16 protein-coding genes are annotated in these 21,329 nt (G+C 58.5%); 11 read left to right on the top strand and 5 right to left on the bottom strand.

The window, feature by feature from the left end:
* Positions 1–77 precede the first annotated feature (77 nt).
* Complete coding sequence (locus tag BLU28_RS20660; protein ID WP_376779245.1) at positions 78–1,415, bottom strand: ubiquinone biosynthesis hydroxylase; 1,338 nt, start codon at positions 1,413–1,415, stop codon at positions 78–80.
* Here BLU28_RS20660 and tesB point away from each other — a divergent pair.
* The 6 genes from tesB (at position 1,379) to BLU28_RS20690 (ending at position 8,873) form a co-directional block, all read left to right on the top strand.
* Positions 1,379–2,263 (top strand): acyl-CoA thioesterase II, encoded by an 885-nt coding sequence (gene tesB / locus BLU28_RS20665; protein ID WP_004444049.1) that lies wholly within the window; start codon positions 1,379–1,381, stop codon positions 2,261–2,263. The two genes, BLU28_RS20660 and tesB, sit on opposite strands and share 37 nt — an antisense overlap.
* A gap of 211 nt (positions 2,264–2,474) precedes the next feature.
* On the top strand, positions 2,475–2,825 hold the full coding sequence (locus BLU28_RS20670) for a P-II family nitrogen regulator (protein WP_004444057.1): 351 nt from the start codon (positions 2,475–2,477) through the stop codon (positions 2,823–2,825).
* Between the two features lie 29 nt (positions 2,826–2,854).
* Positions 2,855–4,201, top strand: a complete 1,347-nt coding sequence (locus tag BLU28_RS20675; RefSeq protein ID WP_004444059.1) for an ammonium transporter — start codon at positions 2,855–2,857, stop codon at positions 4,199–4,201.
* A gap of 273 nt (positions 4,202–4,474) precedes the next feature.
* The gene (locus BLU28_RS20680) at positions 4,475–7,138 is read left to right on the top strand and encodes a DNA translocase FtsK (protein WP_037090121.1); all 2,664 of its coding nucleotides are present in this window, start codon (positions 4,475–4,477) and stop codon (positions 7,136–7,138) included.
* A gap of 47 nt (positions 7,139–7,185) precedes the next feature.
* A complete protein-coding gene (locus tag BLU28_RS20685; protein WP_051634373.1) occupies positions 7,186–7,911 on the top strand; it encodes a LolA family protein in 726 nt (241 codons plus the stop codon).
* A 158-nt stretch (positions 7,912–8,069) separates the two neighbouring features.
* Positions 8,070–8,873 carry an exodeoxyribonuclease III gene (locus BLU28_RS20690; protein WP_004444069.1) on the top strand — a complete coding sequence of 268 codons (804 nt, stop codon included), beginning with the start codon at positions 8,070–8,072 and terminating at the stop codon, positions 8,871–8,873.
* A gap of 32 nt (positions 8,874–8,905) precedes the next feature.
* Here the strand turns inward: BLU28_RS20690 and BLU28_RS20695 are convergent, their stop codons facing one another.
* Both BLU28_RS20695 and BLU28_RS20700 read right to left on the bottom strand, forming a co-directional pair.
* Complete coding sequence (locus BLU28_RS20695) at positions 8,906–9,361, bottom strand: cyclic nucleotide-binding domain-containing protein (RefSeq protein ID WP_077987131.1); 456 nt, start codon at positions 9,359–9,361, stop codon at positions 8,906–8,908.
* A 123-nt stretch (positions 9,362–9,484) separates the two neighbouring features.
* Positions 9,485–10,168: a response regulator transcription factor gene (locus BLU28_RS20700; protein WP_004444073.1), complete on the bottom strand. Its 684-nt coding sequence runs from the start codon at positions 10,166–10,168 to the stop codon at positions 9,485–9,487.
* 183 nt (positions 10,169–10,351) lie between these two features.
* Here BLU28_RS20700 and BLU28_RS20705 point away from each other — a divergent pair, with 183 nt between their 5' ends.
* On the top strand, positions 10,352–10,855 hold the full coding sequence (locus BLU28_RS20705) for a L,D-transpeptidase family protein (RefSeq protein ID WP_035208077.1): 504 nt from the start codon (positions 10,352–10,354) through the stop codon (positions 10,853–10,855).
* Between the two features lie 70 nt (positions 10,856–10,925).
* On the opposite strand, the gene BLU28_RS20710 is transcribed toward BLU28_RS20705, so the two are convergent.
* A complete protein-coding gene (locus BLU28_RS20710) occupies positions 10,926–11,495 on the bottom strand; it encodes a CarD family transcriptional regulator (RefSeq protein ID WP_004444078.1) in 570 nt (189 codons plus the stop codon).
* A gap of 541 nt (positions 11,496–12,036) precedes the next feature.
* Here BLU28_RS20710 and BLU28_RS20715 point away from each other — a divergent pair.
* Both BLU28_RS20715 and BLU28_RS20720 read left to right on the top strand, forming a co-directional pair.
* Complete coding sequence (locus BLU28_RS20715; RefSeq protein ID WP_060942440.1) at positions 12,037–16,797, top strand: NAD-glutamate dehydrogenase; 4,761 nt, start codon at positions 12,037–12,039, stop codon at positions 16,795–16,797.
* Positions 16,798–16,903: 106 nt separating this feature from the next.
* The gene (locus BLU28_RS20720; protein WP_077987132.1) at positions 16,904–18,280 is read left to right on the top strand and encodes an MFS transporter; all 1,377 of its coding nucleotides are present in this window, start codon (positions 16,904–16,906) and stop codon (positions 18,278–18,280) included.
* 61 nt (positions 18,281–18,341) lie between these two features.
* On the opposite strand, the gene phaR is transcribed toward BLU28_RS20720, so the two are convergent.
* The gene (gene phaR, locus BLU28_RS20725) at positions 18,342–18,917 is read right to left on the bottom strand and encodes a polyhydroxyalkanoate synthesis repressor PhaR (protein WP_004444083.1); all 576 of its coding nucleotides are present in this window, start codon (positions 18,915–18,917) and stop codon (positions 18,342–18,344) included.
* A gap of 243 nt (positions 18,918–19,160) precedes the next feature.
* Between phaR and BLU28_RS20730 the strand changes: the two genes are divergently transcribed.
* Both BLU28_RS20730 and phbB read left to right on the top strand, forming a co-directional pair.
* A complete protein-coding gene (locus BLU28_RS20730; protein WP_035207995.1) occupies positions 19,161–20,342 on the top strand; it encodes an acetyl-CoA C-acetyltransferase in 1,182 nt (393 codons plus the stop codon).
* Between the two features lie 157 nt (positions 20,343–20,499).
* Complete coding sequence (gene phbB, locus BLU28_RS20735) at positions 20,500–21,225, top strand: acetoacetyl-CoA reductase (protein WP_022557005.1); 726 nt, start codon at positions 20,500–20,502, stop codon at positions 21,223–21,225.
* Positions 21,226–21,329: the final 104 nt, after the last annotated feature.

Here is a 21,329-nt window from a genome sequence, read left to right on the forward strand (position 1 = left end):
GGTCGGAAAATCCGGGAATCGGCTGTCAAGCGCCAATCCCCGAAAAGCCGTTCCGAAGCCGGCTCCACAAGCCGAGATCAGAGTGCCTCACCGGTGAGCAAACGCGGCGCATTTGCATCCGTGGTACCGGCGGCCTGGCCAATGAAATAGGATTTGAGACCCGGCAAACGATCCACCACGCCGAGACCGAAATCGCGCATGATGCGAATGGGACCGACATCATTGGAGAACAGCCGGTTCAGCACATCCGTGGTCACCCCCATCCGCAAGGTGTCGAACCGGCGCCAGGACTGATACCGCTCCAGAACATTGAGGGAGCCGATGTCGAGGCCGAGACGGTCAGCTTCAACCACGGTTTCGGCCAGAGCCGCCACATCCTTGAAACCGAGATTGAGGCCTTGACCCGAGATCGGGTGAATACCGTGGGCCGCATCACCGGCGAGCGCGAAACGCGACGCGACGAAGGACCGTGCCAAAGTGAGACCCAGCGGAAAGGCGCGCCGGGGACCGACAGGGCGGATCGTGCCGAGCTTGTGGCCGAACCGGCGCTCAAGCTCCTCCTCGAACACCAGGTCGTCGGCGGCCACAAGCCTGTCGGCATCGGCGGTGCGTTCGGTCCAGACAAGCGAAGACCGGTTTCCCTTCAACGGCAGAATGGCGAAGGGTCCGGATGGCAGGAAATGCTCCTCGGCGCAGCCTTCGTGCGGTCGCTCATGCTCAACGGTCGTCACGATGCCTGACTGATCGTAAGCCCAGTGCACCGTCTTGATGCCAGCCATATCCCGAAGAGCCGAGCGAACACCATCACAGGCAATCAGCAATCGCGCTTCGAGCGTCGATCCGTCGGAAAGGTGAATAGCCGTCGACTGCGGTCCTGCTGTAAAATCGGAAACACTGAGGCCGTGGCGGATTTCTATGCCCAGGCGTGCGCAAAGGCCCCGCAACGCGCCTACCAGAGCGACGTTTGGAACCATATGGGCAAAGGGCCGGCCCTCTTCCACCGCGCCGTCAAACGTCAGGAACACGGGACGTACCGGATCGGCGGTTTTCGAATCGGTAACGATCATCTTGTGGATCGGCTGGGCTTCCGGCTCGATCTCGTTCCAGATGCCGAAAACATCGAGCATGCGGGTAGCCGCTGCGATAATGGCGGACGCGCGAACATCCTTCGCCCAGACATCCTCAGGAGCGGCTTCAATTACCTGCACATTCAGATGCGGGGCCGCCTGATTGATTGCCACAGCAACGGAAAGACCGACATATCCGCCGCCTGCCACCACAACGTCCAGCATCGCGCTTCTCCTCAAATCTTGTGCACGCATCATCGGCGCACTATAGACCATGTGACGTCTTCCTACAGCCGGAGCAGGCCGAAAAAATGTCGCATCCCTTGCAATCGTCAGACCCGATGGCAAATCTCATCGCCACGCTCGATCTTGAGAAGCTGGAAGAGAACCTTTACCGGGGCGAAAGCCCGCAGATCGGCTGGCAACGGGTTTTTGGTGGTCAGGTCATTGCACAGGCCCTGATCGCCGCGCAAAGAACCGTGGATGACGATCGCTTCGTGCATTCGTTGCACGCCTATTTCATGCGTCCCGGCGACCCGCTGGTGCCCATCGTCTACCAGGTCGAGCGTATCCGCGATGGCGCCAGTTTCTGCACCCGTCGCGTGGTCGCCATCCAGCACGGCAAAGCCATTTTTTCCATGTCGGCGTCGTTCCAGATATTCGAGGACGGTTTTACCCATCAGATCAGGATGCCTGATGTGACGCCGCCTGAAAAACTGATGAGCGAGGAACAGATGCAGGCGGCTTTCCTCGCAAAGGCGCCCGCTTCGATCCGCAACTACTGGAGCAACAAGCGGCCGATCGAGATCAGGCCGGTCTCGCTGACCCACTACATCTCAAAAGAAAAGCTGGAGCCGCAGCAGGATATCTGGGTCCGTGCCGTTGGAAGCGTACCTGACGATCCGCGCCTGCAATCCGCCATTCTCGCCTATCTCTCCGACATGACGCTGCTGGACACCTCGCTCTATGCCCATGGTACGACGATCTTCGATCCTTCGATCCAGGTGGCAAGCCTGGACCACGCCATGTGGTTTCATCGTCCCTGCCGGCTGGATGACTGGCTGCTCTATACACAGGACAGCCCCAGCGCCTCGGGCGCGCGCGGTTTGACCCGTGGCAATATTTTCACCAGACAGGGTGAACTGGTCGCCTCCGTGGCGCAGGAAGGTTTGATCCGCAAAAGGGCAAATGATTAAATAAAGTGCGTTTTCTAAAAATCGCACATTTTATAGACGCAAAATTCGCCGACAAATGCCCCTTTTTCAGACGTCCGTCATATAAACATTACATTTCAATAAGTTAGTTACACACTCAAAACTGGCACGCCCTTTGAATGTATGTCCGCAGTCGCTGTTACTGATCTGCCAGCGGCAGGAGAGTCGGCTCCGTGCCGAGGACAAACAAAGGATGGGAAACCAGATGAAAATTGTGATGGCCATTATCAAGCCGTTCAAGCTGGATGAAGTGCGCGAAGCACTCACCGGCGTCGGCATCCAGGGCCTGACCGTGACCGAAGTAAAGGGTTACGGGCGCCAGAAGGGACATACCGAGATTTATCGCGGCACGGAATATGCGGTGAGCTTCCTTCCCAAGCTAAAGATCGAGATCGCTGTTCCATCCGACGTCGTGGACAAGGCCGTCGAAGCGATCGCATCTGCGGCAAAGACCGGGCAGATCGGCGACGGCAAGATCTTCGTTTACTCAATTGAACAGGCCGTGCGCATCCGTACCGGCGAAACCAACACAGAAGCGCTTTGAAGCACGGCTGACAGGGGAGTTTTCTAGCTATGCAACTCAACAAGTTTTTGACGCTCGGCAAGCTGGGCGCAACAGCGACGGCCCTGATGGCCCCGGCCATCGCCTTTGCCCAGGATGCAGCGCCGGCCGCAGCCGCAGCGCCTGTTCCGGAAAAGGCCGACACAGCCTTCATGTATGTCGCCACAATCCTCGTGCTGTTCATGATCCTCCCGGGCCTGGCGCTGTTTTACGGCGGTCTTGTCCGCACGAAGAACATGCTCTCCGTTCTCATGCAGTGCACGGTCATCACCGCCGTCATGATGCTCATCTGGGTCATCTACGGTTACTCTTTCGCCTTCGGCGGCGGCACCGGCCCTTATTTCGGCGGCTTCGGCAAGCTGTTCCTGTCGGGCGTTTCGCTTGACAGCACCTCGGCAACCTTCTCGCAAGGCGTCGTGATCTACGAATATACCTTCATCGCCTTCCAGATGACCTTTGCGGCCATCACCCCGGCGCTGATCATCGGTGCCTTCGCGGAACGCGTGAAGTTCTCCGCCGTCATCCTCTTCACCATCCTTTGGGCCACCTTCGTGTATTTCCCGGTCGCCCATATGGTCTGGGACGCAAACGGCCTGATCTTCGGCATGGGCGCTCTCGACTTCGCCGGCGGCACGGTCGTCCACATCAATGCCGGTATCGCAGGCCTGATCGGCGCGATCATGGTCGGCAAGCGCACCGGCTTCGGCAAGGACATGATGGCTCCTCACTCCATGACACTGACACTCGTCGGTGCAGCCATGCTGTGGTTCGGCTGGTTCGGCTTCAACGCCGGCTCCAACCTCGAAGCATCGGGTGGTGCGGTTCTCGCAACCATGAACACCTTCCTCGCAACCGCAGCCGCCATTGTTTCCTGGTCGCTGGTTGAAAGCTTCACCCGTGGCAAGGCATCCATGCTGGGCGCCGCTTCGGGCATGATCGCCGGCCTCGTTGCCGTCACACCTGCTGCAGGCTCGGTTGGCCCGATGGGTGCCATCGTTCTCGGCCTCATCGTCTCGCCGATCTGCTACTTCTTCGTCTCCGTGGTGAAGAACAAGTTCGGTTACGACGATACCGCTGACGTCTTCGGCGTTCACGGCATCGGCGGCATCATCGGCGCACTCGGCACCGGCATCTTCACCTCGCCGCTACTCGGCGGCACCGGCAAGCCCGAATTCTCCATCGCCTCGCAGCTCTGGACGCAGTTCGTGGCCGTCGCCATCACCATCGTCTGGTGCGCCATCGTCTCGGCGATCCTTTACAAGATCGTCGATGTGATCGTCGGGCTCCGCGTCCCGGTCGAAGCCGAGCGCGAAGGTCTGGACCTCGCCACCCACGGCGAAGCCGCTTACCACTCCTGATTCCGGGAAAATGGGGTTCTCCATCCCCATCCCCGAAAGAAAGGCCCGTTTCGACGGGCCTTTTTCTTTGCCGCCAGCCCGCCGTAACGCAGCCGTCTCAAAGCACAAATCCGCTCGAACGCTCACCCGAAAATGCTCTGATCTCCTCAAAAAACCGCATGGTTAACACGACATTAACCAGCTGGCGGTTAGTTTTCCCTGTCAATCCGGGATCAGGCCGTGTGCCGGATTTCGCCGAAACCAAAAAATGACGGGTTCAGGGACATGGGCAGAATGCATTCTCCGACATTCGATGGTCGTCACACACGTTTTGTGCTGACGGCGTTTTTCGTGCGGCAGATTATGGCTCTGGCCGGTTTCGCTCTGCTTGCCACGATTGCACTCGGTATCGCCGCGCTCGCGACGTGGAATGTGGCGGATCCGAGCCTGTCCTATGCCACAGGAAACCAACCAACCAATCTCCTGGGCTACGGCGGCGCGATCTTCGCGGATATCGTTATGCAGTTCCTCGGGCTTTCGGCCATCATTTCCCTGCTGCCGGTCATTGCATGGGCGATCGCCCTGATCGCCGGCCGCAAGCTGCAGCGCATACCCGCCCGCCTCGTGGCCTGGATCGCGGGCGCGATCGTCTGCGCCGCCTCCCTCGGCTGCTTTCCGGCTCCCGTCACCTGGCCGCTGCCGAACGGTATCGGCGGCGTGATCGGCGACATGATCCTTCGCTTCCCCGCCCTATTCATCGGCGCTTATCCCACTGGCACCGTTGCGACGATACTTGGGGTAATATTCGCCGCGCCGGCTGCCTGGCTCATGCTGTTTGCCGCGGGCATTGTCGGCGGTCTGGACGATGAACTGGAGCGTGAAGAACCCGCACCGGCCGTCAGCAAGGCCCGCGCCGTCCGCGAGGCGGAAGAGGACGACGAGGATGATGGCGAGGGTTTCTTCGCCAACATTCTCGCCTTCGGCGCACTGACGCACTACTGGTACATCACCCAGGCCCGTTTTCGTCGCCTCTTCGGCCTGAAGTCGAAATCGCTGCATGACGAATTCGAACATCCCTATGATTTCAACGAGTATGAATTCGGCACGCTAAACGAGCCGTCGCGCCTCAAGACGGCGATCAACCGTCTCGACCAGCGCGCGGAACCCTCTTTCGAAGAACGAACTGCATCGCGTCGCCAGATGTCTCCTCCCTCCATCGCGCCCGGTCATGAAGACGATGGGGACGGCGAACCGTCCTTCGGTACTGACGAGGCCCGCCTGCCAAGTGGCATCCTTTCCGATGACGACGTCGACCAGAAATTCACTGCCCGACAGGCGCCGGGACGCGGACAGACGAAAATAACCGCTCCTTCGGCACGCCCGAAGCCCAGTGAGCGTGTGGCACGCGAAGCACAGGCCTCTTTCATCGCCGCAGACGGTTTCCAGCTTCCTACCGTTCATCTTCTGGCGGAGCCCAAGAACATTGTTCGCGACAATACGCTAAGCGAAGAGGTGCTCGAGCAGAACGCCCGTCTTCTCGAGGGGGTTCTTGAAGACTTCGGCGTCAAGGGTGAAATCATTCATGTCCGCCCAGGCCCGGTCGTCACACTTTACGAGCTGGAACCGGCCCCCGGCATCAAATCGTCGCGTGTCATCGGCCTCGCGGATGATATCGCCCGCTCCATGAGCGCGATCGCCGCCCGCGTGGCCGTTGTTCCCGGCCGCAATGCCATCGGCATCGAACTGCCGAACCAGACCCGCGAAACCGTGTTCCTGCGCGAACTGATCGGTAGCCGCGATTTCGAAAACAGCAAAGCCAAGCTTGCCATGGCGCTCGGCAAGACCATCGGCGGCGAACCCGTCATCGCCGATCTCGCCAAGATGCCGCACCTGCTCGTTGCAGGCACCACCGGTTCGGGCAAGTCCGTTGCCATCAACACCATGATCCTGTCGCTGCTTTACCGCATGTCGCCGGAACAGTGCCGCCTGATCATGATCGACCCGAAAATGCTGGAACTGTCGATCTATGACGGCATTCCGCACCTGCTTTCTCCCGTCGTAACGGATCCGAAAAAGGCGGTCGTCGCGCTCAAATGGACGGTGCGCGAGATGGAGGAACGCTACAAGAAGATGTCGAAGATCGGTGTGCGCAATATCGACGGCTTCAACAGCCGCGTGCAGCAGGCGCTCGACAAGGGCGAAATCCTCACCCGCACGGTGCAGACCGGTTTCGACCGCCAGACCGGCGAGGCAATCTACGAAACGGAAGAGTTCGATCTGAAACCCCTGCCCTATATCGTCGTCATCATCGACGAGATGGCCGACCTGATGATGGTCGCCGGCAAGGATATCGAAGGCGCGGTGCAGCGTTTGGCGCAGATGGCGCGTGCTGCCGGCATCCATGTCATCATGGCCACCCAGCGCCCCTCCGTTGATGTCATCACCGGCACGATCAAGGCCAACTTCCCGACCCGCATCTCGTTCCAGGTCACCTCGAAGATCGACAGCCGCACGATCCTTGGAGAGCAGGGCGCCGAACAGCTGCTCGGCATGGGTGATATGCTTTACATGGCGGGCGGCGGACGCATCCAGCGTGTGCACGGGCCCTTCGTTTCCGACAATGAAGTGGAAGAGATCGTTTCCTATCTGAAGACACAAGGGTCGCCTGAGTATCTCGAAGCGATTACCGAAGAAGAAGACGAGGACGGCGCTGGCGCAAGCCCGGCCGGCGGCGGCAGCTTCTCGGATTCCGAGGACCCCTACGATCAGGCCGTGGCGGTCGTACTTCGCGATGGCAAAGCCTCCACCTCCTATGTGCAGCGTCGTCTCGGCATCGGTTACAACCGCGCGGCATCGCTGATCGAACGCATGGAGCAGGAAGGCATTATCGGCCCCGCCAACCACGCCGGAAAACGCGAAATCCTCGTTCCCACGGAAGCAGATATCATCGAGCGATAATCCGCAACCAAGCGGCGTCGAGAAGCGTTATTACACGCTTTCACGTCATGAAGCCGCCGCGTTTTTCGCGGACAATCGCTGCGATGAAGGAGAACAGAATGAACGACCTGACCACCGGCGAAACGGCCAATGCAAGCGCAGCGCAAAATGGCGTGACGCGGCGTGGGGTGCTGACGGCATTTTCCATGGCTGCCGTGATCGCTGGCATCTCGCCGCTCGACGCCTTTGCCCAGGCAGCCGGCAATACCGCAACGGCACAGAAGATCGCGAACCACTTTTCGTCGGTAAAAACCATGATGGGTGAATTCGTGCAGTTCGGCCCGCGCGGGGAACAGACCGGCGGCAAGTTCTACATCGAACGGCCAGGCAAGCTCCGCTTCAATTATGAAGACCCCTCGCCGATGCGCGTCATCTCCGACGGCAAGAATGTCGTCATCGGCAATATGAAGCTGAAGACATGGGATCTCTATCCACTGTCGAAGACTCCGCTCAGCCTGCTTCTCTCCGACAAGATCGATCTCAGCAACCAGAAGGTCCGGGATGTGAAGGAAGAATCTGACCTGACCACCATCGTCCTCGGTGACAAGAGCGTGTTCGGTGATTCCACCATCACGCTGATGTTCGACCCGAAGACGTTCGATCTGCGGCAATGGACCACGACGGACGCCCAGAACAAGGACACGACAGTCATGATCTTCAACGTTCAGACCGGCGTGAACCTCGATGAACGCGTCTTCAGCATCAATTATGAAGAAGTACGCAAGCGCGGCTGACGCTCCCTATCGATGTATGCTCTGTGAAGGCGGCTCTCAGGCCGCCTTTTTGATTTTGCCGCTAAAATACATTCCCGTTTTCATCACGATGTTATAAGCCTGCGCCCCGGAAACAGCCTTGAGGCCATGCTTCGAGGCGATAAAAGCGGAGCTCATGTATGTCGTTTTCGATAACTACCTGGAACATCAACTCCGTCAGGCTCAGAATGCCGATCGTCGAGCAGTTTCTGGTGCGTTACAAACCCGACATTCTCTGCCTGCAGGAAACCAAGTGCCCGAATGGCGAGTTTCCGATGAAGCCGTTGAAGGCGCTGGGTTACGAGCACGTGATCATTCACGGCCAGAAGGGCTATCATGGTGTCGCCATCGCCTCGAAAATCCCGCTGACGGAAGATCATCGGCAGGATTACTGCGGAATTGGCGACGCGCGCCATATTTCCGCGATTGTCCAGGTGGGATCGCGCCGCATCCGGCTCCATAATTTTTATGTTCCGGCAGGCGGCGACGAACCTGATCGCTCAATCAATCCGAAATTCGGCCACAAGCTGGATTTCATTGAGGAAATGAAGGCATTGCGTGCCGATGGCGTGCCCGGCACCTCTTCCATCCTCGTCGGCGACCTGAATATAGCGCCGCTCGAAAACGATGTCTGGTCGCACAAGCAGCTTCTCAAGATCGTCAGCCACACGCCGGTGGAAACCGAGGGTATGCTGGACATCATGAAGAAGGGCAACTGGCTTGATCTGATGCGGCTGAATGTGCCGGCGACGGAAAAAATCTATACGTGGTGGAGTTACCGCGCCAAGGACTGGGAAGCGGCTGATCGCGGCCGCCGCCTCGATCACATCTGGTCGTCTCAGGATCTTGGCCCGTCGCTTGACAGGATCGAGATATTGCGGGAAGCCCGCGGCTGGAACCGACCATCGGATCACGTTCCAGTCACCGCCCATTTCCGATTTTGAACCAATGCCGAACGCGGTGATCTGGCGCGCGGTCACATGAAGCGGTTCTGCAAACGGGCCGCACCGGCGGCCAGAGACGCGATATTGTCGCGAATGCGCGCCGAAACGATGTCGGCGACCTCAGGAAACTCTTCCACCAGGCGGTGAAAGAGAATGCGCGTTATCCGGATGACTTCGGAATCCTCCGCAGCCACGGCAGTAAATTTTCTTTCGCAAAGGGTAAAAAGCGCAAGTTCCGAAAGCAGGGCGCCGTTTCCGGGCGTAGCCTGCAGCACGGGCTTGCCGTCCCGTCCGGCTGAAAAAAGCTCGAAATGACCCGACGTCACGGCAAAGGCGCATTCGGCGGGGGAGTGTTCGCGAAACAAGGTCTGCCCCGCCGCCACACGCCGGCGTTCTGCGCCGAAGGCGATGAGCCGCAGCTGATCATCACTGAAGCCCGCAAACAACGGCACTTGTCCCAGCAGCATGATATCGTCGGTCAAGGCCATGTCGATTGTTACTCCGGAAAACCGCCTGCATTGCTATAGCGGTTTTCCAATATCGGCCTTCAAAACACAAGGTGCTAGAGCAATGCTCAACAACTCGGGGCGACTCCCCCCGGGGGGGGCCTGTCAGGGGACGATCTTGTAACCACCGTTCTCGGTTACGAGAATCTCCGCATTGGAAGGATCCCGCTCTATCTTCTGACGCAGGCGATAAACGTGCGTTTCGAGCGTGTGTGTCGTGACCCCGGAATTGTAACCCCAGACCTCTTCCAGCAGGACGTCACGCGTCACGACCGTGCTGCCTGCCCGGTAGAGATAACGAATGATCGCGGCCTCTTTTTCCGTCAGCCGGATTTTCTTGCCGTCTTCGGTCGTCAGGAGCTTCTGGCTGGGCTTGAACTGATAAGGACCAACGGTGAAGACCGCATCCTCGCTCTGTTCATATTGACGCAACTGGGCCCGGATGCGCGCCAGAAGCACGGCGAAGCGGAAAGGCTTTGTCACATAGTCATTGGCGCCAGCCTCAAGGCCGAGGATCGTGTCCGAATCCGTATCGTGACCCGTGAGCATGATGATGGGCGCCTTGAAGCCGCCCTTGCGCAAAAGCTTCACGGCTTCGCGGCCATCCATGTCGGGAAGGCCGACATCCATGATGAGTAGATCGACCTGCGAAGTTTTGGCGGTCTGCATCGCCTGTGCGGCGTTTGCGCCGCTCAACAGCGAGAATTCCTCATAGGGAGACAATTGCTCGGTCAGCGTCTCCCGAAGATCGTCGTCATCGTCCACGAGAAGGATAGTGCGAGCCGTCATTCGGATTCTCAGCCTTTCTTACTTTAATCGTCAGCCAATTCAGCGGTTTGCCGGTAAAAGGTCAACCCATTGCCATCACATGATGAAGTGCTATGACTTCACGTTAAATAACCTGCAAAGCAAAATCTCGTGAAAAACATGAGCAAACGTCCCGTAGAACAACGTAAACGCGCATCAACGCTCATGGTTCGGCCAGCTCCTTTGAAAATCAACCGGGCCATCGTTCAGCTCGGCCATCTCACATTTCCGGCTGCCATCGGGCGCAATGGCCGGACCGCACGAAAACGGGAAGGTGACGGAAAGTCGCCGATTTCCTTGACCCGCCTGCTGCATGGCTTTTATCGCGGCGACCGCATGTCCGCCATCACGACTGCCCTGCCGATGCAACGTACGCGGAAATCGATGCTGTGGTGTGATGAGCCCGGCAACCCCAATTACAATAGGCTGGTCAAGGCACCTTTCGCGCCGAGCCACGAGGACATGATGCGCACAGATGGCCTTTACGATGTCTGTCTCGTGCTGGACTGGAACGTCACCTCAAGAAGCCGCAACCGCGGCTCGGCAATCTTCATGCATATGATTAGGCCGGGATATGAACCGACAGCAGGTTGCGTAGCACTGCATCCCCGCGACATGCGGCGCGTCCTGCCGCATCTGCGCAAAGGCACGAAAATCCGCATCTTGTGAATTAAGCCGGCACTTGGACAACAAAAAACCCGCCATAAAGGCGGGTTTTTTAGAAGGAAGAAACCGGCGATTACGCGGCTTCGTCCTGAGAATCGTCTTCCTCGACAGCCTTGCCGCGCTTGGGGCCCTTGGCAAGGTTGACTTCCACCAGGCGAACAGCCTCGGTTTCGGACATCTTGTTGACAGCGGCGATTTCGCGCGCCATGCGGTCGAGAGCGGCTTCGTAAAGCTGGCGCTCGGAATAGGACTGCTCAGGCTGGTTTTCCGCGCGGTAAAGATCGCGAACGACTTCCGCGATCGCGATGAGATCGCCGGAGTTGATCTTCGCATCATATTCCTGCGCACGGCGCGACCACATGGTACGCTTCACACGTGCCTTGCCCTGCACCACTTTCAGCGCCCGCTCGACAAAATCGCCTTCGGAAAGCTTGCGCATGCCGATGCTGACGGCTTTGGCGACGGGAACTTTAAGACGCATCTTGTCTTTTTCGAAATCAATGACAAAAAGCTCAAGCTTCATGCCGGCGACTTCTTGTTCCTCGATGGCAGAAATGGTACCGACACCATGAGCGGGATACACAATCGCTTCACCGGTTTTAAAGCCGTGATGTGCTGGAGATTTCTTCTGCTGGGTCGTCATTCGTTCTAAAAACTCCCTGTTACATACCCGGGGATGCCGGGGTTGGGTCGGTCAGGCCCTGATGAGACGGGGGAACCGTCAGGTGATTCCGCACTGGTCCAGCCGTGCACGCAAAAATACACCTTCCCGCCTCGCGGGGTTCGATAACGTAAACGCTCGATATGTCACGGAAACCGCGTGCAAAAGAGGTGTTGCTTTCGTGGTGTTTTTGGGCACACAAATGCCGCGCTGTGGATCAGTGTTGTTGGTGTACCACAAAAATAGGCGCAAATCAATAATTTGCTTCAACCGTGGCCGCAACATCACATTGCGGCTCAAGAACCGCTTAAAAATTAGCCGCAAAAATACTGTCGTATGCTTCTAAACTGAGCCTCGCGAGAAAAGAAGCAAAAAAATTTCACTTACCGCCTGAAGAAACACGATAGCCTCTTAAACTCTTCGTAATTCCACGCCAATATCCGATTCGACTGAAAAGGCAAAATCCGCAAATTGGCGATGCTTTTTTATATTAAAGTGTGATTTTTGGAGGAATCCACGTCAAATGGGCTACAGAAACAATCCAAAACGCGAAAAACAGATCGAAAAAGCGCGCCAGCAGGCAATTGCCGAAAATGTCGAATTTCTTGATCCTGGTATTCTTTATGGAAGGGCAAGTGTCGACGATATAGAATATTATTCCGCCGAGATGCTGGCGGCGAGTGCCGCCCACAGTTTCCAGGCGCTTTCGCGATGGACCGGGGACACCCCTCATATCAGCATTTCCCAAGTCGAGGGTGTTTCCCCGCGGGACGTGCCGGTAACGGTTCTGACCATTATCGGCCGCAACATGCCCTTCCTCTACGATTCTGTTATGGGCGAAGTCACCAGCAGTTATCGCGGTCTTTATCTTGCCGTGCACCCGATCCTCGTCCGAGACGATGATGCGAAGGGTGGTTACCGCCTTGCCGAGCCCGATGATGATCCGGCCGGCAATATAAGTCTTATCCAGCTGCACATCGCACCGCTTTCGCAGCAGGGAGCCTCGGCTCTGGAGGAGCGGCTTCGCTTCGTGCTGAAGCAGGTGGAATCGGCCTATCGCGACTGGCGGCCCATGCTGGCGAAGCTAGACGAGGCGTTGGATGAACTGTCGAAACGCGGCTCGTCGCGGCGCAAGGCCGAACGGACGGAGGCGGTCGAATTCCTCAACTGGCTTCGCAACGACAATTTCACCTTCCTGGGCATGCGTGACTACACCTATTCGGGCAAGGGGAAGAACGCGAAGATCGAGCGCGGTGACGGCGTCGGCCTCGGCAGCCTCAGCGACCCGGATGTCCGTGTGCTGCGCCTCGGCAAGAATGCCGTGACGACGACACCGGAAATCCTTGCCTTCCTCGATGGCCCGGATTTCCTCATCGTTACCAAGGCTAATGTGAAGTCCATCGTGCATCGTCGCGCCTATATGGACTATATCGGTATCAAGCGCTTCGACGAGGACGGCAATGTCGTTGGTGAGCTGCGCATCGTCGGCCTTTTCACCGCCACCGCCTATACGCGTTCGGTCAAGCAAATTCCCTTGCTGCGCGCCAAGGTCGCGGAAGTCGAGCGGCATTTCGGCTTCGATCCAAACAGCCATTCGGGCCGCATCCTGCAGAACACGCTGGAAGCCTATCCGCGTGACGATCTTTTCCAGATCGAAACCGACCTTCTGATCCGCTTCATCGAGCAGATCATGGAGCTCAGCGACCGTCCGCGTGTGCGCGTGCTCGCACGTATAGACCGTTTCGACCGCTTCGTTTCGGCCATCATCTTCGTTCCGCGCGAGGAGTATAATTCCTATGTGCGCGAGAAGATCGGCGATTATCTGAGCAGGGTCTATGACGGGCATATATCGGCCTATTATCCCGCCTTCCCCGAAGGCGCCGTTGCTCGCGTCCATTTCATTGTCGGCCGCACGGAAGGCAAGACGCCCCGCATCGCCCAGGACAAGCTCGAAGATGCCGTCAGCGATATTGCGGCACGCTGGATAGATCACTTCGTCTCCTTGTCCGAACCGGGCGCACCGGTGCTGGAAGTGGATCAGGCCTATCAGGAAGCTTTCACGCCCGAAGAGGCGATCGGCGACATGCCTGATATTCTGGCCGCTGTGAAAGGCGACCCGGTCCGCATTGAATTCTATCAGCAGGAAGGCCAGCCGGCGGGAACGCTATCCCTGAAGATTTTCCACCGCGAAGGCCATCTTCCGCTTTCACGACGTGTTCCGCTGCTCGAAAATCTTGGTTTTAACGTCATCAGCGAGCGCACTTTCGATATCGGCGTCGTGGCGGATGGCGAAAAGCACGACATCGTGCTGCACGACATGGAACTGTCGGTCGCGGCCAGCACGACACTCGACCTGCCGCATTACGGACAGAAACTCGAAGAAGCTTTCCTTGCTGCTTTTTCAGGAAAGGTGGACAATGACAACTTCAACCGCCTGATCCTTGCCTGCGGTCTCACGGTGCGCGAAGTCTCGGTGCTGCGCGCCTACGCGCGGTACCTGCGCCAGACCGGAATCGTCTATTCGCAGGAACATATCTCCGAAACGCTCTATAAATATCCTGACATCTCCAGGAATATTTTCGCGCTGTTCAAGGCCGGCTTCGATCCATCCATCGAAGAGAAGAAGCGGCTGAAGAAACTCGCGGAAATTCATAAGGCAATCGAAGCAGCCCTGAGCGGCGTTCCCAATCTCGATGAGGACCGCACCCTCCGGCGTTACGTCAACGCCATCGATGCAACCCTGCGCACCAATTACTTCCAGAAAAATGCCGACGGCACGCCGCGTGACATTCTGGCATTCAAATTCGATCCCAAACATCTGGACGGCCTGCCCGATCCGCGCCCCTTCCGCGAAATCTTCGTTTACGGAACCGAGGTCGAAGGCGTGCATCTGCGCTTCGGTAAGGTTGCACGCGGTGGTCTGCGCTGGTCGGATCGCGGCCAGGATTACCGCACGGAGGTGCTCGGTCTTGTCAAGGCGCAGCAGGTGAAGAACGCGGTCATCGTGCCCGTCGGCGCCAAGGGCGGTTTCTTCCCCAAGAACCTGCCCGCCGGCGGCTCCCGCGACGAGGTCTTTAATGCCGGCCGCGAGGCCTATAAGACCTATATCCGCACACTGCTGTCCATCACCGATAATATTGTCGACGACGCCATCGTGCCGCCGGCTGACACATTGCGGCTCGATGGTGACGACCCCTATTTCGTCGTCGCCGCCGACAAGGGAACGGCCACCTTCTCCGATACGGCAAACGGCCTTGCCCATGAAGCCGGCTTCTGGCTGGACGATGCCTTTGCATCGGGCGGTTCGGCCGGTTACGACCACAAGAAGATGGGCATCACCGCGCGTGGCGCATGGGAGACGGTCAAGCGCCATTTCCGGGAGATGAACACCGACATCCAGACCACACCCTTCACGGTGGCGGGTGTGGGCGATATGTCCGGCGACGTCTTCGGTAACGGCATGCTGCTGTCGGAGAAAATCAGGCTTATCGCCGCCTTCGACCACCGCGATATCTTCATTGATCCGGATCCCGATACCGACAAATCCTTCGCCGAGCGCAGGCGGCTGTTCGAATTGCCGCGTTCCAGCTGGCAGGATTATGACCGTTCGGCTCTCTCTGCCGGTGCGATGATCATTTCGCGCTCAGAAAAATCGGTGACGCTGACTCCGGAAGCTGTGGCGGCCATCGGCATCGACAAGTCAGTCGCCACACCGTTCGAAATCATGACCGCCATCCTGAAGGCCCCGGCCGATCTCCTCTGGTTCGGCGGCATCGGCACCTACATCAAGGCGGCGGTGGAAACCAATGCCGAGGTGGGCGACAGGGCAAACGACCCCATCCGCGTCAACGCCACGGAGGTGCGCGCCAAGGTCATCGGCGAAGGCGCCAATCTCGGTATCACCCAGAAGGGGCGCATCGCCTATGCGCTTTCGGGCGGGCGCTGCAATTCCGACGCCATCGACAACTCGGCAGGCGTGAACTCCTCCGACGTCGAGGTCAATATCAAGATCGCACTCGCCTCCGCCGTCAATAGCGGTCGCCTGACGATGCCGAAGCGTAACCAGCTTCTCGCCTCCATGACGCCTGAGGTGGCGCAGCTGGTATTGCGCAACAACTACCTGCAATCGCTTGCGATCTCGCTGACCGAGCGGCTGGGCCTTTCAAACCGGGAAGAACTCGGCCGCCTGATGAGCGCACTGGAGGCAACCGGGCAGTTGAACCGCAAGGTCGAAACCCTGCCCAACAATGCCGAGTTCAGCGAGAGATACGCCACCGGCAAACCGCTGACCCGGCCAGAGATCGGCGTGCTCCTGTCCTATGCCAAGCTCACTTTGTTTGATGCACTGGTGGCAAGCACGCTTCCCGACGAACCCTATCTCCAGCATTTGCTGGTCGATTATTTTCCGGCCAAGATGCAGAAGAACTATGCCGACGATATCAAATCGCATCGCCTGCATCGCGAAATCGTCGCGACCGCACTTGCCAATGCCGTGGTCAATCGCGGCGGCCCCGGCTTCGTGCAGAAACTTGCCGATGCAAGTGGTCTGCTTGCGGCCGATGTCGTCAAGGCAGCGGTAATCGTTGAAGATGGCTTCGGTCTCAAACGACTGTGGAGCGAGGTCGATGCGCTTGACGGCCAGATCGGGGGCGAAGTTCAGAATGGGCTTTATGCCACGATCACGCGTATCTTCACGGATGCGAGCAGGCTCTATCTGCAAACCGGGAGCGCGGGTGCGACCCCGGGCGACATGGCGACGGAAATCGAGCGCCTGAAAACCGCGATCAAGACGCTGTCACCGGCAGCGGCGAAATATCGCCGCGAACTCGGCATCACGGAAATCGACGGGGTTCCTTCCGCTCTTCTGGAGGAACTCGATACGCTCTCGCTGCTCGTCTATGTGCCTGAAATCATGCGCATCGCCGAGAGTGCGGGCACAACGCTCGCGCGCGCCGCTGAAAGCTACGCCACCGTCTCCTCGACCTTCCGTGTCGCGCGCCTGCTGGATGCCAGCCAGCGCATCACACCGGCGGATCACTACGAGAGCCTGGCTCTCCTGCGCAGCCAGGACCAGATTTCCTCATCGAGACGCCGGATCGTTATCTCCGCCCTGACAGAATATGCCAGGGAAAAGGATCCGGTTCAGGCCTGGTATGCGGCGGATCGCGTGCGGGTCAATCGTATCGTCTCCGAACTCGGCGCGCTCAGCGAGAGCGGCGATACAAACCTCGCGCGGCTCACCGTGGCCGCGGGCCTGCTTGGCGATATCGTTCAGGCACGCTGATTGGCCGCCTTTAAAAACGCCATCCGGGTCACCACCCGGATGGCGCCAGACAAGACGATGCACCGGCATCGCGCCGTTTATGTCCCAATTTCCGATAGGACGATGAATGACTAGCCCTGCCCCAAATGCGCAAGCAGTCGTTACCAAACGCGGCATCTGGGGCTGGGTGATGTTCGACTGGGCGGCGCAACCGTTTTTCACGGTTGTCACGACCTTCGTTTTCGGGCCCTATTTCGTCGCCCGCCTCACCGACGATCCCATTGCGGCCCAGGCGACGTGGAGCAATGTGGCGACGGTATCGTCGATCATCATCGCCCTCTTCTCCCCTATCCTCGGCTCCATTGCCGACCAGTCCGGCGCACGCAAGCCGTGGATCGCCTTTTTTGCCGCCATCAAGATCGTCAGCCTCTCTTTCCTTTGGCTTGCCGCACCCGGTTCGCCGCTCATCCTGCCAATCGTCTGCATGATCCTCGCTTCCATCGCGGCGGAGTTCTCGATCGTCTTCAACGATTCCATGATGCCGCGGCTCACCAACCCGCAAAATGTCGGGCGCATTTCCAATCTCGCTTGGGGGCTCGGTTATCTCGGCGGTATGGTGGTGCTGATCGCCGTGGTGACGCTGATGGCGGCCAATCCACAAACCGGTGTAACCATCGCCGGCATCAAGCCTCTGTTCGGCCTCGATCCCGCAACCGGTGAGGATGCGAGAATAACCGGTCCGCTCGCTGCGCTCTGGTATCTCATCTTCATCCTGCCGATGTTTCTGCTGACCCCCGATGCTGAAAAAGGTCTGCCCTTTGCAGCGGCAATCCGCTCGGGATTGGGGGAATTGAAGATTACGTTGCGCGAATTGCGCCACCGCCCGATGCTGTCGCGGTTTCTGATCGCACGCATGCTTTATCAGGATGGCGTCAACGGCGTTCTCATTCTCGGCGGCGCCTTCGCCGCCGGCATGTTCGGCTGGGCGACGATGGAAATCGGCCTCTTTGGAATTCTGCTCAACGTCGTCGCCATCGCGGGGTGCTTTGCCGCCGGGCGAGTTGACCAGAGACTTGGATCGCGCGTCACCATCCTCATCAGCCTCGTGCTTCTGCTCGCAGCCACGCTCGGCATCGTCTCCACCGAAAAGGACTCCGCCCTGTTCGGCCTGATACACTTGTCGACGGCGGACGATGGCAGTATTTTCGCGACCGGCGCCGAAAAAGCCTATCTGTTGTATGGAGTACTGATCGGCCTTGCCTTCGGCCCGGTTCAGGCGTCATCCCGCTCTTATCTGGCTCGCAATATCACCGTGGCGGAGGCAGGCCGCTACTTCGGAATTTACGCGCTCTCCGGACGCGCGACCAGCTTCATGGCGACGCTGTCGTTTTCCATGGCAACCTATATGAGCGGCTCTGCTCACATTGGCATGGCCTCGCTCATCCTGTTTCTGGGGTCCGGGTTTCTGCTTTTGCTGCGCGTGCCGGAAAGAACGGAAAGCTGAAAGCGCGAGGCAGCAGCCGATGCGGTCTGGTCAATCCGGCATCGGCGCGCAGAGGATATCGTCAGAGCTGGTCGAGCTTTTGCTGCAATGCGCGCAGCTGCGCCTTCAGCTCATCGATTTCGGATGCATTCGGCTTGCGGGCCTCTTTCGGCGCCTGTGGCATTGCAAAAGGCGTGAAACCCTGCATTGCCTGGCGGAACAGTTCCGTATTTCGGCGGATCTGCTCTTCCATCATCTGCAATGGCGCCTGAAAATTGCGGGCAAGCGAGCCGTCACCGAAAGCCTTGGCCATATGCTCCTGCATCTGGCTCTGCTGGTCGGAAAAGGTCTTCATGGAATGTTCGAGAAATGTCGGCACGACCATCTGCATCTGGTCGCCATAATAGGAGATCAATTGACGCAGAAACGCCGTCGGCAACAGCGTATTGCCGGTTTTGGCCTCCTGTTCGACGATGATCTGCGTCAGCACGGCGTGCGTGATGTCTTCGGATGACTTCGCGTCCTGAACCTTGAAGTCTTCACCACGCTTGACCATCTGCGCCAGATCATCAAGCGTTACATAGGTGCTGGTGCCGGTATTGTAGAGCCGCCGATTGGCGTATTTTTTAATGATCGTTTCGCCGTCGTGTTTCGCCATGCCCGCCTCCTCGCGATGATGGTATTTTTTTGTTTTTTGGTGTTATTGCTCTTCCCGGCGCAAAGTGTATGCGCAAAATGCGCTGTCTGACAAATGTTTTGTGCATCGCAGCAGTTTGTTTTTTGCGCAGCAATTTTTAGCAAGATTCCAACGTGATTTAGCAATATCTTTTAAAGCAACTTTCGTCATTTGACTTGGATTGAAAGCTTTGCCAGTCTCCGCCCGCAAGTGAGGAGAAAACAAATGACCCTGCCTTCAATCGTGATTGCCAGCGCTGCGCGCACCGCCGTCGGTTCTTTCAATGGCCACTTTGCCAATACGCCAGCCCACGAACTCGGCGCGACCGTTATCAGTGCCGTGCTTGAACGTGCCGGCGTTGCGGCGAACGAAATTGATGAAGTCATTCTCGGTCAGGTGCTCACCGCGGGCGAAGGGCAGAACCCGGCGCGGCAAGCGGCAATGAAGGCAGGCATTCCGCAGGAAGCGACCGCTTTCGGCCTCAACCAGCTCTGCGGCTCGGGACTGCGCGCCGTGGCCCTCGGCATGCAGCAAATCTTGACGGGTGATGCGGACATCGTCATTGCCGGCGGTCAGGAATCCATGTCCATGGCACCTCACTGCGCCCATTTGCGTGGCGGCGTGAAAATGGGCGACTTCAAGATGATCGACACCATGCTGAAGGACGGCCTGACCGACGCCTTTTACGGCTATCACATGGGCATCACCGCTGAAAACATAGCCCGCCAGTGGCAACTCTCCCGGGATGAGCAGGACCAGTTTGCGGTCTCATCGCAAAACAAGGCTGAAGCCGCACAGGCTGCCGGACGTTTCGTGGACGAAATCGTCGCTTTCACCGTGAAGGGCCGCAAGGCCGATATCGTCATCGACGCCGATGAACATATCCGCGCCGGCGCCTCGCTGGAAACAATGGCCAAGTTGCGCCCTGCCTTCGACAAGGACGGCACCGTGACGGCGGGGAACGCCTCAGGTCTGAACGACGGCGCAGCCGCCACGCTTTTGATGTCGGAACAGGAAGCAGAAAAGCGCGGCATCAAGCCACTGGCCCGTATTGCCTCCTGGGCGACGGCGGGCGTCGATCCGCAGATCATGGGCACCGGCCCCATTCCCGCCTCCCGCAAGGCCTTGGCCAAGGCCGGCTGGTCGATAGGCGATATCGGCCTCGTCGAAGCCAACGAAGCGTTTGCAGCCCAGTCCTGTGCCGTCGTGCGCGAGCTTGGCCTTGATCCTGATATCGTCAACGTCAACGGCGGAGCGATTGCCATCGGCCATCCGATCGGCGCTTCGGGCGCCCGCGTCCTGAACACCCTGATTTACGAGATGCGCCGCCGTAACGTATCCAAGGGTCTTGCGACACTCTGCATCGGCGGCGGCATGGGTGTAGCCATGTGCATCGAGGCGCTCTGACGCGCGGGCCGCCCGCACTTGCCAAAAAGCAATTCCGGTTCAGCGGACAATAGGATAGAAGCGGCCTCCCATTGGCCGCATTTCTGTGGCGGTTGAGCACGACGAACAAGCACCTGCACAACTGCAGGCGCTTCAATGACAGGTCATGGAGGCCTAGATGAGCCGGGTTGCTTTGATTTCCGGCGGGACGAGCGGTATAGGTGCCGCCATCGCCCGCGCCCTGCAGGCAGCAGGCTATCGGGTGGCCGTCAACTATGCCTTCACGACGGACCGGGCCGAGACATTCCAGACGGAGACAGGCATTCCTGCGTTCCAGTGGGACGTGCGCGACTACGACGCGTGCGTCAACGGTATCGCGAAGGTGGAGGAAACCCTCGGGCCGGTCGAAATCCTCGTCAACAATGCCGGCATCACCCGTGACGCCATGTTTCACAAGATGACACCGCAGCAGTGGCGTGACGTCATCGACACGAACCTCACCGGCGTCTTCAACATGACCCACCCCGTCTGGCCGGGCATGCGGGAGCGCGGTTTCGGCCGCATCGTCAATATTTCCTCCATCAATGGACAGAAGGGTCAGGCGGGCCAGGTCAATTACTCCGCGTCGAAAGCCGGCGATATCGGCTTCACCAAGGCGCTCGCGCAGGAGGGCGCAAGCCGCAATATCACCGTCAACGCCATCTGCCCCGGCTATATCGGCACGGAAATGGTGAGAGCGATCCCGGAGAAGGTTCTGGCCGAGCGGATCGTGCCACAAATCCCCATTGGACGGCTTGGGGAACCGGAGGAGATCGCGCGTTGCGTCCTGTTTCTCGTCTCGGACGAGGCTGGCTTTATCACCGGTTCCACAATGACGGCGAATGGCGGTCAATATTTCGCCTGACATTTACATGCCTGCTGCTCCGGCCGGTTCAGATCAGTAAACTTCTCGTGATGTCGTGACAGCACATTTTGGCGCGCACGAAAACTTGAGCGAGACAGGACGTA

This window comes from Agrobacterium pusense (genome assembly GCF_900102105.1).
Taxonomy (GTDB): Bacteria; Pseudomonadota; Alphaproteobacteria; order Rhizobiales; family Rhizobiaceae; genus Agrobacterium; species Agrobacterium pusense.